This window comes from Streptomyces griseocarneus (assembly GCF_014655595.1).
GTDB classification, from domain to species: Bacteria; Actinomycetota; Actinomycetes; order Streptomycetales; family Streptomycetaceae; genus Streptomyces; species Streptomyces griseocarneus.
On sequence record NZ_BNBL01000018.1, the window covers coordinates 1 to 13,235 of the forward strand.

The 13,235-nt window shown below is 73.8% G+C and carries 7 protein-coding genes and 1 pseudogene; 5 read left to right on the forward strand and 3 right to left on the reverse strand.

Translation table 11 applies throughout. The features are described 5' to 3' along the window. Window positions 1-63 precede the first annotated feature (63 nt). Window positions 64-1,335, reverse strand: coding sequence for a nucleotide sugar dehydrogenase (locus tag IE295_RS30660; RefSeq protein WP_190067053.1), 1,272 nt, complete (start codon window positions 1,333-1,335; stop codon window positions 64-66). A gap of 461 nt (window positions 1,336-1,796) precedes the next feature. On the opposite strand from IE295_RS30660, the gene IE295_RS30665 reads away from it, so the two are divergent. Next, a complete protein-coding gene (locus IE295_RS30665) occupies window positions 1,797-3,503 on the forward strand; it encodes a glycerol-3-phosphate dehydrogenase/oxidase (protein WP_190067054.1) in 1,707 nt (568 codons plus the stop codon). Here the strand turns inward: IE295_RS30665 and IE295_RS30670 are convergent. Beyond that, on the reverse strand, window positions 3,500-4,681 hold the full coding sequence (locus tag IE295_RS30670; protein WP_190067055.1) for a serine hydrolase domain-containing protein: 1,182 nt from the start codon (window positions 4,679-4,681) through the stop codon (window positions 3,500-3,502). The genes IE295_RS30665 and IE295_RS30670 overlap by 4 nt on opposite strands. A gap of 114 nt (window positions 4,682-4,795) precedes the next feature. On the opposite strand from IE295_RS30670, the pseudogene IE295_RS30675 reads away from it, so the two are divergent. Then, a pseudogene (locus tag IE295_RS30675) lies at window positions 4,796-6,112 on the forward strand (serine/threonine-protein kinase); the annotation flags it as partial. Between the two features lie 463 nt (window positions 6,113-6,575). Then, a complete protein-coding gene (locus tag IE295_RS30680) occupies window positions 6,576-9,047 on the forward strand; it encodes a serine/threonine kinase C-terminal domain-containing protein (RefSeq protein ID WP_190067057.1) in 2,472 nt (823 codons plus the stop codon). Between the two features lie 21 nt (window positions 9,048-9,068). Here the strand turns inward: IE295_RS30680 and IE295_RS30685 are convergent, their stop codons facing one another. Continuing rightward, window positions 9,069-10,703: a class I adenylate-forming enzyme family protein gene (locus IE295_RS30685; RefSeq protein WP_224323503.1), complete on the reverse strand. Its 1,635-nt coding sequence runs from the start codon at window positions 10,701-10,703 to the stop codon at window positions 9,069-9,071. 100 nt (window positions 10,704-10,803) lie between these two features. Between IE295_RS30685 and IE295_RS30690 the strand changes: the two genes are divergently transcribed. Further along, the gene (locus IE295_RS30690; RefSeq protein ID WP_224323502.1) at window positions 10,804-12,057 is read left to right on the forward strand and encodes an amidohydrolase family protein; all 1,254 of its coding nucleotides are present in this window, start codon (window positions 10,804-10,806) and stop codon (window positions 12,055-12,057) included. A gap of 4 nt (window positions 12,058-12,061) precedes the next feature. Next, window positions 12,062-13,231 (forward strand): acyl-CoA dehydrogenase family protein, encoded by a 1,170-nt coding sequence (locus IE295_RS30695; RefSeq protein WP_190067058.1) that lies wholly within the window; start codon window positions 12,062-12,064, stop codon window positions 13,229-13,231. Window positions 13,232-13,235: the final 4 nt, after the last annotated feature.

A 13,235-nucleotide genomic window follows, 5' to 3' on the forward strand; every position in this document is an offset into this window, starting at 1 on the left:
TACCAGGCCATGGTCACCCTCGCCTGCCTACGACTATGGCTCCCCTGACTTTGCGGACACGCCCTAGAGCCGGTGGGCCGCGCCGGCGGGGCTCGCGCCGCGGGTGTCCAGCAGGAGCTGGGCCTTGACCGTGAGCCCCTGCAGGTCGTACGAGCGGTGGTGCTGGAGAAGCACCGTCAGGTCGGCGGCGGCAGCGGCCTCCAGGGGGCAGTCGGCGCGTGGCACGGGCTGGCCCAGCACGCGCCACTGCGGCACGTGCGGGTCGTGATAGCTGAGCTGGGCGCCCATCTCCATCAGCCGGGAGGCGATCTCCCGGGCCGGTGAGCCCTCCTGGTCGCCCACGTCGGCCTTGTAGCCGACGCCCAGCAGCAGCACGCGGGCCCCGCGCGCGGACTTGCCGTGCTCGTTGAGCAGGGTGGCACAGCGCTGGATGACGTAGCGCGGCATCCGGCCGTTGACCTCCTGCGCCAGCTCCACCATGCGCAGCGGGTAGCCGAGGCTGCGGCCCTTGTAGGAGATGTAGTTGGGGTCGATGGGCACCCCGTGGCCGCCCACGCCCGGGCCCGGGCGGAAGGCCTGGAAGCCGAACGGCTTGGTCTCGGCGCAGCGGACGACGTCCCAGAGGTCGACGCCGATGTCGTGGCAGAAGACGGCCATCTCATTGGCGAGCGCGATGTTGACGTGCCGGTAGTTGGTCTCCAGCACCTTGACCGCCTCGGCCTCGCGGGGGCCGCGGGCGCGGACGACCCGCTCGCAGATGCGTCCGTAGAAGGCGGCCGCGGCCTCCGTGCAGGCCGGGGTGAGGCCGCCGATGACCTTGGGGGTGTTGGTGTAGCCGTACTCGCGGTTGCCGGGGTCGAGGCGGCTGGGGGAGTAGGCGAGGTGGAAGTCCTGGCCGGCGCGCAGGCCGGAGCCCGCCTCGAGGATGGGGCGGAGGTAGTCCTCCGTGGTGCCGGGGTAGACGGCGGACTCCAGGAGCACGGTGGTGCGCGGACGCAGCCGGGCCGCGAGGGCGCGGGCGGCCTCGCCGACGGCGCTCAGGTCCAGCGCCCGGTCCTCGCCGAGCCGGGTGGGGGCGCAGATCACGGCCGTACGCACCTTGCCGAGCTCGGCGTCCTCGGTCGTGGCGCGGAAGCCGGCGGAGAGCATGCGGCGGATGCCGGCGGCGGTCAGGGATCTGTCGCAGACCTCGGCGGGGACGCGGCCGGCCCGCAGCTCGGCGACCCTGCGGGGGTCGGTGTCGTAGCCGACGGTGGCGATGGCGGCGGCGGTGGCGGCCTGGGCGAGGGGGAGTCCGAGGTGGCCGAGACCGATGACGGCGAGATCTGCGGGCATAGGGGGAGGCGGTCCTTCCCGGAGGGGATTACCGGCGGGTTTCCGGCGGGGTAGGCCGTTACATCAGGTTAGGCGGATATATGACTGTTATCCGGTATTGCCGTGGGAGAGTCGGTGCCGCGCCGGGGTGGCACCGAATCGGGATGCGGATGGGGGCGTGCGCCGGGGCGTGGGACCGGGCGTGGATCCGGGGGCGCGTCGGGGCGTGACTCCGGGCGTGAATCCGGGCGTGCACCTGGGCGTGCGTCGGGTGCGGTGAATCGGGTGCGGTTCGTGGGGCAGGAGTGATTGCGTCGGGGTGGTGGCGTGGCTCCGGCGCGGCCCGCACGGCGGATCTGGGGCAGCATCGAAGGAGGACGGGTGCCCGCCCGGGACGGCGAGGGCGCGACGGGCGGCGTGCGGCACCGGCAGTGACGGGGTCACCGGCAACGACGGCGAGAGCGGTCAGGCGGGAGGCAATGGTGAGGACGGCGACACTCGGTCCGGCCGAGCGCGGTGAGGCGCTCGCCCGGATGGCGGAGCGGGAACTGGACATCCTGGTGGTCGGCGCCGGCGTCGTCGGCGCGGGCACCGCGCTGGACGCGGCCACGCGCGGGCTCGCGACCGGGCTCGTCGAGGCGAGGGACTGGGCCGCGGGCACCTCCAGCCGGTCCAGCAAGCTCATCCACGGCGGCCTGCGCTACCTGGAGATGCTGGACTTCGCCCTGGTGCGCGAGGCCCTCAAGGAACGCGGACTGCTGCTGCAGCGGCTCGCCCCGCACCTGGTGAAGCCGGTGCCCTTCCTCTACCCGCTCCAGCACAGAGCCTGGGAGCGCTTCTACGCCGGGGCGGGCGTGGCCCTCTACGACGCGATGTCCGTCTCCTCCGGCCACGGCCGCGGGCTGCCCACGCACCGTCACCTCACCCGCAAGAAGGCGCTGCGCGTCGCGCCGTGCCTGCGCAAGGACGCCCTGATCGGCGCCCTGCAGTACTACGACGCCCAGATGGACGACGCGCGCTACGTCACCACCCTCGTGCGAACCGCCGCTGCCTACGGTGCCGACGTCGCCAACCGGGCGCGGGTCGTGGGTTTCCTGCGCGAGGGCGAGCGCGTGGTCGGCGCGCGCGTGCGGGACTTGGAACAGGGCGGCGAATTCGAGATCCGCGCCCGGCAGGTCGTCAACGCCACCGGCGTGTGGACGGACGACACCCAGCAGCTCATCGCCGAGCGCGGGCAGTTCCACGTACGGGCCTCCAAGGGCATCCACCTGGTCGTGCCGAAGGACCGCATCCACTCCACCACGGGCCTGATCCTGCGCACGGAGAAGAGCGTGCTCTTCGTGATCCCCTGGGGCAGGCACTGGATCATCGGCACCACGGACACCGACTGGGACCTGGACAAGGCCCACCCCGCCGCCTCCAGCGCCGACATCGACTATCTGCTGGAGCACGTGAACTCCGTGCTGGCGGTCCCCCTGACCCGCGACGACGTGCAGGGCGTCTACGCGGGGCTGCGCCCGCTGCTGGCCGGCGAGTCGGACGCCACAAGCAAGCTCTCGCGCGAGCACACCGTGGCCCACCCGGTGCCCGGGCTCGTGGTCGTAGCGGGCGGCAAGTACACCACGTACCGCGTGATGGCGAAGGACGCCGTGGACGAGGCGGTGCACGGACTCGCCCAGCGGGTCGCGGACTGCGTCACGGAGGACGTCCCGCTGGTGGGCGCCGAGGGCTACCGCGCGCTGTGGAACGGCCGCGCCCAGCTCGCCCGGCGCACGGGCCTGCACGTGGCCCGCGTGGAGCACCTGCTCAACCGCTACGGCTCGCTGGTGGACGAGGTGCTCTCCTACGTCCTGGCCGACCCCTCGCTCGGCGAGCCGCTGACCGGAGCCGACGACTATCTGCGCGCGGAGGTCGTCTACGCCGCCTCGCACGAGGGGGCGCGCCATCTGGACGACGTCCTCACGCGGCGGACGCGGATCTCGATCGAGACCTTCGACCGGGGGACGCGCAGCGCCCGGGAGGCCGCCGAGCTCATCGCGCCCGTGCTGGGCTGGGACGCGGCGCAGGTCGACAAGGAGGTCGAGCACTACGAGAAGCGCGTGGAGGCGGAGCGCGAGTCGCAGCGCCAGCCCGACGACCTGACGGCGGACGCGGCCCGGCTGGGAGCCCCGGAGATCCAGCCGATCTAGCCGGTCCAGCCGGTCCGGTCCGCTGGGCCGGTCCCGTCGGTGGGGCAGAACGCCGTGCTCAGGAGCTTCGCTTCGGCCGTTCGGGGGATGCGCGCGTCGCTGTTGACGCGGTAGCTGACCACGCGTCGGCCGTCGGCGGTGGCGAGGCTCTGGACGTACGAGCCGTTGATCTCGCCGTTGTGGCCCCACACCGTGCGGTGGCAGGGCAGCCGGACGGGGAACAGGCCCAGTCCGTACCGGCCGCCGGACGCCGAGGTGTCCCGCATGGCGCGCAGCTGCGCCGGGGGCAGCAGCGCCCCGCCGAGCAGGGCCGCGAAGAAGCGGTTGAGGTCGGGGAGGGTGGAGACCAGCTCGCCCGCGGCGCCCGCGGCGGACGGGTTGAGGTCCGTGACGTCGGCGAGCCCGCCGGCGCGGCCGGGGCCTGACGGGCTGTACGCCCGGCCGTGCGGGGCGGGGAGCGTGGTCCGGAGGCCGGGGAAGCTGGTGCCGGTGAGGCGCAGGGGCGTGATGACACGACGTCGGGCCTCGGCGGCGTAGGAGTGCCCGGTGACCTGACGGATGACCATGCCGAGCAGGAGGTAGTCGGTGTTGGAGTAGCGGTAGAGGCGTCCGGGCGGCCCGTACGCGGGGTGGGCGAGTGCCGTCCGCAGCAGGGCGCCGGCGGTGTGGCGCTCGTAGCGGTGGGCGGCGAAGCCCGCGCCGAAGACGCGGCGGAAGAAGGCGCGGTCGTCGGTGTAGGAGAAGAGGCCGCTGGTGTGCCCGAGGAGTTGGCGCACCGTGACCGGGCGGTCGCGCCCCGAGTGGCGCAGGGCGGCCGCGGCGCCGGCCGGGAGGTGCGCGGTGGCCGGATCGTCCAGATCGAGCCGGTGTTCGGCCGCGAGCTGGAGGACGACGGTGGCGATGAACGTCTTGGTGATGCTCCCGGCGCGGAAGCGGTCCGTGGGAAGGATGCGACGTCCGGTGGCGACGTCCGCGACGCCCGCCGTGGTGAACCGGACCGCCCCATGAGTGTCTTGTGACAGCTCGGCCGCGCCGGGAACCGTACGCTCCGAAACCAGGTCCTCTACAGGGGAGCGGGCGACGGCGCCACCGCCTCCCGTCGTCACCGATACCGCCACGGCGCAGCTCAGCGCGGCCATGGCCGCCGTGAGGCGTGGGAAGGCGACACGCGTCGGCATGCGCTCATCATCCATGGCCTCGCGGACCCTGGCCTTCCGCCGGTCCGCGGATGAGAGACAATGGTCGCTCTGCCAGGGTCGGTTGGTCGCAGAGCTGATTGCCAGAGGGGACGCATGTCGGAGGCGGAGCAGACGCAGGGCACGGCAGGGCGCCTCCTTGCCGGGCGATACCGCCTCGGGGACGTCCTCGGGCGCGGTGGCATGGGTACGGTCTGGCGGGCTACGGACGAGACCCTGGGCCGGGTGGTCGCGGTGAAGGAGCTGCGCTTCCCGGCCAACATCGACGAGGACGAGAAGCGCCGCCTCATCACGCGCACGCTGCGTGAAGCGAAGGCCATTGCCCGCATCCGCAGCGCCGGAGCGGTCACGGTCTACGACGTCGTGCACGAGGACGACCGCCCGTGGATCGTCATGGAACTCATCGAGGGCCGCTCCCTCGCCGACGTCATCCGCGAGGACGGGCCGCTGAAGTGGCGCAGAGCCGCCGAGGTGGGTCTCGCCGTGCTCGACGTGCTGCGCGCCGCGCACCGCGAGGGCATCCTGCACCGCGACGTGAAGCCGTCCAACGTCCTCATCGCGGACGACGGCCGTGTGGTCCTCACCGACTTCGGCATCGCCCAGGTCGAGGGCGACCCGTCGGTCACCTCGACCGGCATGCTCGTCGGCGCCCCCTCGTACATATCCCCCGAACGGGCCCGCGGCCAGAAACCCGGCCCCCCGGCCGACCTGTGGTCCCTGGGCGGCCTGCTCTACGCCGCCGTCGAGGGCGTCCCGCCCTACGACAAGGGGTCGGCCATAGCGACCCTCACCGCCGTCATGACGGAGCCCCTGGGGCCGCCGCGCAACGCCGGGCCGCTGGCCGAGGTGATGTACGGGCTGCTCGCCAAGGACCCGCAGAAGCGGCTGGACGAGCCCGGCGCGCGGGCACTGCTGACGGACGCCGTCAACGCCCCGGACGAGCGCCTGCCCAAGCCTCCCGAGCCCGCGACCCCCGACCTGGACGCCACCCAGGCGATCGCCGTCCCGGTCATACCGGAGAAGCCCTCCGCCTCGCCCTCCTGGTCGTCGTCCAGGGCGAAGAGGGACGGCTACGGCGGCCGTTCGTCGTCGGCGTCCTCGCCGGCCCCGTCCGCGGGCTCCTCGTCCACGCGGCCCTCCTCCCGGCCGTCGTCCCGCTCGTCGTCCCCGGCCTCCGCCGGCGGTTCGCGTCCCGGCGACGCGGCCACCGAGCGGACGCGCGGCGCCTTCCGGCCCCTGCGGGACGACACCCCCGCGAGCTCGTCCGTCACGGCCGACCCGGAGGGTTCGGGGCAGCCCGTGCGCCTGCGCGTGGGGAGCGTCGCCGCCAGTGCCCGCAGCAACCGGGGCGGGCGCGTCACGACGTACGGCCGTGCGTCGATCACCGACGTCGTGCCGCGCCGCGTCCTGCTCGCCGCGGCGGTCGTCGTCGTGCTGGCCGTCATCGGCACCGTGCTCGCCCTCGCCCTGAGCGGCGACGACAAGGGCGACAACGGCAAGAGCGGCTCCACCCCGCACAAGAAGGCCTCGGTCATGGTCGTGGCGCCCGTGTACGGCGCCGGGGCGGACGACGCACAGGACATTGCCCGGGGTGCCGAGCGGCACGTCGCGGGGAACGTTCCGCGCGCAAACTGACGGCTGGAACACCGTGAGCCGGCCCGGTCTCCAGGGGGAACCGGTGCCCGAGGCATACCCGTTGCCGGGCCGGGGGACGTACTGAGCCGTACGGGCCCGAAGGGGCGGGTTCGGCACGTATCGTGAGTCCTCGTGGACCGTACGCAGCCGCAATAAGCAGCGGAACGACCGGCTTTGACGGTTGTTCGGGCAATGGTGGTGGATCGCACGTTTGGGCGGATCGCACGATTGGGGAGGCGTCGTGGACGACTACGCGGGCCGGGTGCTCGCCGACCGCTACCGCCTTCCGTTGCCACCTTCCGAGGCGTTCGACCTCGTGGAGACCCGGGCCTTCGACACATACAGCGGTCAGGAGGTCCTGGTCCGGCAGATTCCGCTGCCGGAGGTCGTGGACGCCGAGGTCATCGGCGACGGGGGGCCGTACGGCACGGGGGCCGGGCCCCGGGGCGGCGGCAGAGCGGGGAGCGGGGGTACCGGGCGCGCGGCCCAGGGCGCCGGCGACCCCGCGGTGCGCCGGGCGCTGGCGGCCGCGACCGCCGCCGCGCAGATCCCCGACCACCCCCGGCTCGACCAGGTCTTCCACGTCTTCGCCGAGGCCGGCAGTCTCTGGATCGTCAGCGAACTGGTCTCCGCCCGCCCTCTCGCCGCGCTCCTCGCCGAACGCACCCTCTCCCCGCACCGCGCCGCCGAGGTGGCCGCCGACGTCCTCGCCGCCCTGCGCGCCCTCCACTCCCAGGGCTGGACCCACCGCAACATCACCGCCCGCACGGTCCTCATCTGCGACGACGGCCGCGCCATCCTCACGGGCCTGGCCGCCGGCGCCGCCGAGGAGGCGCTGTGCGGCTACGACCCCGTGCCCCGCCCCCCGGCGGCCCGGCGCCCTCCGTACGCCGCGGGCCAGGGCGGTGCCGCCGTGCCGCGTCAGGGTGTGCCGGGCGCCGCCGCCCGTACGGATGCCGCCGGCGCCGACCGGAACGCACCCCGCAGCGATCGCGCCGTGCGCTCCGGAGCCATCGCCGCCTACCACGCGGCGGCCCGTGCCGCCGCGCGCGCGGCGGCCGAGACCGGCGCCACGCCGTCGACCGGCGCGTCCACCTGGGGCGGCGGCAGCGCCGCCAGCGGTACGGCCCCCGCACCTGGCGCCAAGCCGCCGTGGAGCGCGGAATCCCTGGCGCACGGCACGCCCTCGAGCCGCGACGGGCACCCCGGCAGCGCCGCCCCGCCCCCGGTGGGCGGCCGGCCCAAGCGGCCCGGAGCCCCGGATGCGGCCGTGCCCGGGAAGGCCCGGCCCGACGGCGGGACGGCCGCCGCTGCCGCCCCACCCGCGGCTTCCGCCGCCCGGCCCTCCGGCGAGAGCTGGGGTCCGCCCGCCGGTCCCGGCAGCGCCCTCGACGCAGAACGGGCCCGGCAGGCGCGCATGGTCGTCGTCGGCGCCGTCACCGAGCGCTGGGCCCCCGAACAGGCCTGGCCGGTGCAGGAGAACTGGCAGCTCGCCCCGCCCGTCGGCCCCGCCGCCGACCTGTGGGCGCTGGGCGCCCTGCTCTTCCGCGTCGTCCAGGGCCACGCCCCCTACCCCGAGGAGAGCACCGCCGAACTCGTCCAGGTCGTCTGCGCGGAGCCGCCCGCGTACGCCGAGGAGTGCGGCGCCCTGCGCCCCGTCGTCGAATCGCTGATGCGCAAGGACCCGGGCGAGCGGCCGGAGTTCGAGGAGCTCCGCGGCTGGCTCCGCTCGCTGATCCGCTCGGCTCCGGAGCCGGACATCGGCAGCCGTACGGTCACCGTGCCGTCGATCGGCCCCGCCGCCCCCGCCGACGCGCGCCGCCTGCCGGTGGTCCGGCGACGCGGTGAGGTGGCCCGGCGCCGGGGCCGCGCCTCCGCCGCAGGCCCGGCGACGCCGGGCGGTCACGGGCGTCACAAGCGGACGGTCAAGGAGCGGGGCGGTGCCGCGCAGAGTCATGGCCCCGGCGGATTCCACACCACGGGACACCTGCAGGAGCAGTACGTACGCACCGCGCCCTCCCCGAACCGCCTGGGACGACTGCTGGTGGGCCTGATCCTGCTCGCCCTGATCGGAGCCGTGCTCTACGCCCTGCTGTTCATGCCGCGAACGGAGGAGAGCGCGGGCGGGGCCCCGGCCGACCGCACCGGCACCGCCGGAGCGCTGAGCGCGGCCACCGGCGACCCCACCACCGAAGGCCGGACCGGCCGGGCCACCGCCACCGGCGCCCAGGACGCACGGCCCGACGGGGCGGGCAGCGTTCCCAAGGACTTCGCCCTGCGCAAGGACCCCAAGGGATTCACCGTGGCCGTGCCCGAGGACTGGCGGCGTCGCGGCGAGAACGAACGCGGCCAGGTCGTCTACGTCGGCGGGGACTACGAACTGATCATCGTGCCCGGCCGCGACAAGGTCGCGGAGTTCGGCGGCGACCCGATGGTCTACCAGCAGGACAAGGAGCCCGAACTCGCCCCCTACCGGTCCTCCTCCTGGTCCGGCTCCTCCGGCCTGCGCCGCGCCGACGTCGGCGGCACGGCGGCCGCCGAGGGCACCTTCAACTGGAACGACAGCAGCGGCCGTCAGGTCTACGTGCGCAACGCCGCCATGATCCTGGCCGGCCGTTACCACCTGGTGCAGGTCAGGGGCCCGATGGACGAACAGCGCTCGGTCGACGCCTACTTCGAGCGCGCCAGGGACACCTACCGCGCCCAGGACTGACGGACGCGGCGGCCGGGGCGGTCAGCCGGAGAAGCGCTCGCGCAGCTTGTACTTGAGCACCTTGCGGAGCGTGTCGTTGCGCGGCAGTTCCTCCACGAGCTCCAGCTGCTCGGGGAGCTTGTGCACCGCCAGTCCGGCGGCCCGCAGGTGGGCCGTCACGTCGTCGAGGGTCAGCGGCGCTGCTCGCGGGGGCTGCTGGACGACCGCGCAGACACGCTCCCCCCGGGCGGGGTCGGGCAGGCCGATGACGGCGACGTCCGCCACGCCCGGATGGCCGTGGAGCAGCTGCTCGATCTCCAGCGCGGAGACGTTCTCGCCCTTGCGGATGATGATGTCCTTCGTGCGCCCGGTGAGCACGAGGTACCCGTCCTCGGTGAGGTGGCCGAGGTCGCCGGTGACGAACCGGCCGTCCGCGTCGAACGCCTCGGCGGTCCGCTCCGGGTCGAGGTACCCCTGGCACACGGATTCGCCCCGCAGCCGTACCTCCCCCTCGACGCCGGCCGGCACCGGCCGGCCGTCCGCGCCGACGACGCTGATCTCCATCCCGGCGGGCGGCCGTCCCTCCGTGGTGGCCAGCCTGTCCGGGGGGTCGTCCGGGGAACCCATCGTGATCATGGGTGCCTCCGTCATGCCGTAGCCGTGGGCCAGGACGCACCCCAGCTCGCGGACGACCTCGTCGTACAGCCCCGGCGGCCGGGGCGCGCCCCCGCCCGCCATGAGCCGCAGGGTGGGGATCAGCCTGCGGGTGGGGTCCTTGCGCTGTTCGGCGAGGAACATCGTGTAGAAGGCGGTCGAGCCGCCCGCCACGGTCACGCCGTGCCGCCGGTACGCGCCGAGCGACTCCGGCAGGGCGAAATGCTCCAGCAGGAGGGCGGGGAAGCCCCTGAGGAGTGACATCACCGTGTAGTCGGGTCCGGCCACGTGCGCGTAGGGGAAGGCCATGGACCCGACGTCGTCCGGAGTGAGGCCGAGGGCGTCGGCGAGGCAGGATCCGGCGGCGATGAGGCCGCGGTCCGTGTGGAGGGCGCCCTTGGGGCCGGAGGTCGTGCCGGACGTCCAGTAGACCCAGCGGACCTGCGTGCCGTGGGCGGGCGGGGGCGGCAGGATCGTGGGGTCGGCCTCGGGGAGGGTGTCGTACGCCGTGAGGAGCAGGGGCCGGACGGCGAGCGTGGGGGTGAGGCGGCGGGCCATCGCGAGGTGGTCGAACCCGCGCCATACCCCCGGCACCACGAAGAACTCGGCCCCCGTGGCCCGCAGCGCGTGGCCGACCTCCCTGTCGCGGCAGTAGGGGATGAGGGGCGTCTGGAGGGTGCCCAGCCGCGCCAGCGCGAACGTCAGGACAACGGTCTCGATGCGCGTGGGCAGCTGCCAGGCCACCCGGCTCCCGGGCCGCACACCCAGGAGGTGGAGCCACGCCGCGACACGCTCCGCCCGGGCACGCAGGCCGCCGAACGTCAGGCTCCGGTCCCCGCCGGCTTCGCCGGCACCTCCGCCCGTGCGCCCTCGCGCGGGTTCGTCGGCCTGGATGAGCGCGAGCGCCCGTGGGGTGAGGGCGGCGCGGCGGTCCAGCAGCTCCCACAGGGTGCGGGAGCTGGCCAGTTCGCGGGCGGTACTGGACTGCACGGCGTCCTCCGTTGTCAGCTGACGCACCGTCATATTGAGCCGGAGCGTAGGGCGGCACGCCTTGTCGGTCCAGGGGGTGCGGTCTAGCCTCGGGCTAGAACTGACGAAGTGTCAGATGGTGGAGGGAGTCCCCATGGACCTGCCGCGCATCGTCAGCGTCGACGACCACGTCATCGAGCCCGCCCACCTCTTCGAGACCTGGCTGCCGGCCAAATACCGCGACCGCGGCCCCCGCCCCCTGACCCACGGCATCGGCGAGCTGCGGTACACCGGCGGCGCGTACCGGCTCACCATGGACCCCGACGGGCCGCCCGCCGACTGGTGGATCTACGAGGACCTCCGCTTCCCGTACAAGCGCATCATCGCCGCCGTCGGATTCGACCGCGACGACATGACCCTCGAGGGCATCACCCGCGAGGAGATGCGGCCGGGCTGCTGGGACCCCGCGGAGCGCCTGAAGGACATGGACCTCAGCCACGTCGAGGCATCCCTGTGCTTCCCCACCTTCCCCCGCTTCTGCGGCCAGACCTTCGCCGAGGCGCGCGACAAGGAAGTGGCCCTCGCATGCGTCCGCGCCTACAACGACTGGATGGTCGAGGAATGGTGCGGTGACAGCGGCGGGCGGCTCATCCCGCTGTGCATCGTCCCGCTCTGGGACGTCGGCCTCGCCGCCGCGGAGATCCGGCGGAATGCGGCGCGCGGCGTGCGGGCCATGACCTTCAGCGAGCTCCCCACCCACCTTGGCCTGCCCAGCATCCATACGGGCTACTGGGACCCCCTCTTCGCCGCCTGCCAGGAGACCGGCACCGTCGTCAACATGCACATCGGCTCCTCCTCGCAGATGCCCGCCGCCTCCCCCGACGCCCCGCCCGCCGTCCAGGCGACCCTGTCCTTCAACAACGCCATGGCGTCGATGTCCGACTTCCTCTTCAGTGGCGTCCTCGTCCGCTTCCCCCGGCTCAAACTCGCCTACAGCGAAGGTCAGATGGGCTGGATTCCGTACGCCCTGGAACGGGCCGACGACGTCTGGCGCGAGCACCGCGCCTGGGGCGGGGTCCGCGACCTGATCCCCGAACCGCCCTCCACCTACTACTACCGGCAGATCTTCTGCTGCTTCTTCCGCGACAAACACGGCATCGCGTCCCTCGACACCGTGGGCCGCGACAACGCCACCTTCGAGACCGACTACCCCCACGTCGATTCCACCTTCCCGCACACCAAGCAGGTGGCCCTCGACCACGTCCGCGACCTGGACGAGGAGACCGTCCACAAACTGATGCGCGGCAACGCCATCCGGATGCTCGGCCTGGATCTCGACGCGGCCCGCGCGCCGGGACCGGCCTCGGCGCCGGACCCGGATCGCGGCGCCGGCAGCGCGGGCGCGTGACACCGTGGACCTCACCCTCACCCGCGAAGAGGAAGACTTCCGCCGCCGGCTGCGCGACTGGCTGCACAGGACGCTGCCCACGCTGCCCCCCAAGCCGTCCCCGGCCGACTGGCCCGCCCGGCGCGCCTACGACTGTGCCTGGCAGCGGGCGCTGTACGACGCCGGATACGCGGGCCTGCACTGGCCGGCCGACGCGGGCGGCCGGGGCGCCACCCCCACCCAGCACCTGATCTTCCTCGAGGAGGCGGAGCTCGCGGGTGCGCCCTACGTGGGGGCCAACTTCGTCGGGCTGCTGCACGCCGGTCCCACCATCGCCGTGGAGGGCACCGCCGCCCAGCAGGCCCGCTGGCTGCCGCCGGTCCTGCGCGGCGAGGAGGTCTGGTGCCAGGGCTTCTCTGAGCCCGAGGCCGGCTCCGACCTCGCCTCCCTGCGCACCCGCGCGGTCCGCGACGGCGACGCGTACGTCGTCACCGGCAGCAAGACATGGACCTCGCACGCCGAGGTCGCCGACTGGTGCGAGCTGCTCGTGCGCACCGACCCCTCGGCCCCCGGCCACCGGGGCCTGTCCTGGCTCGCGATGCGCATGGACGCCCCGGGCGTCACCGTCCGCCCGCTGCGCACCCTCGCGGGATCCATGGAATTCGCCGAGCTGTTCCTCGACGAGGTACGCGTGCCGGTCGCCCAACGGGTCGGCGCGGAGAACGACGGCTGGCGCGTCACCATGGTCACCCTCTCCTTCGAGCGGGGCACCGCCTTCGCCGGAGAAGTCGTCGCCTGTCGCCGCACCCTGGCCCTGCTCGCCCGAGCGGCCAAGGAGAACGGACGGTGGGAGGACGCCGCCCTGCGCCGCCGTCTCGGCCGCCTGAACGCCGAATTCACGGCTCTGTGGCGGCTCGCCCAGTGGAATGCGAGCGAGGCCGCTCACGCACTGCGGACCGGTGGCAATGGTGTACCGGGTGTGGGGGCCTCGGTCTTCAAGTTGCGCTATTCCCACGCCCGTCAGGAGCTTTACGACGCGGCCTCCGAGGCCCTCGGTCCGCTGTCGCTGGACGCATCCCATGAGTGGACCCTCGAGCGCCTCTCCTCCCTCTCGTACACCATCGCCGCCGGCACGTCACAGATCCAGCAGAACATCATTGCCGAGCGCATCCTCGGCCTTCCCAGAGGGCGGTGACAGC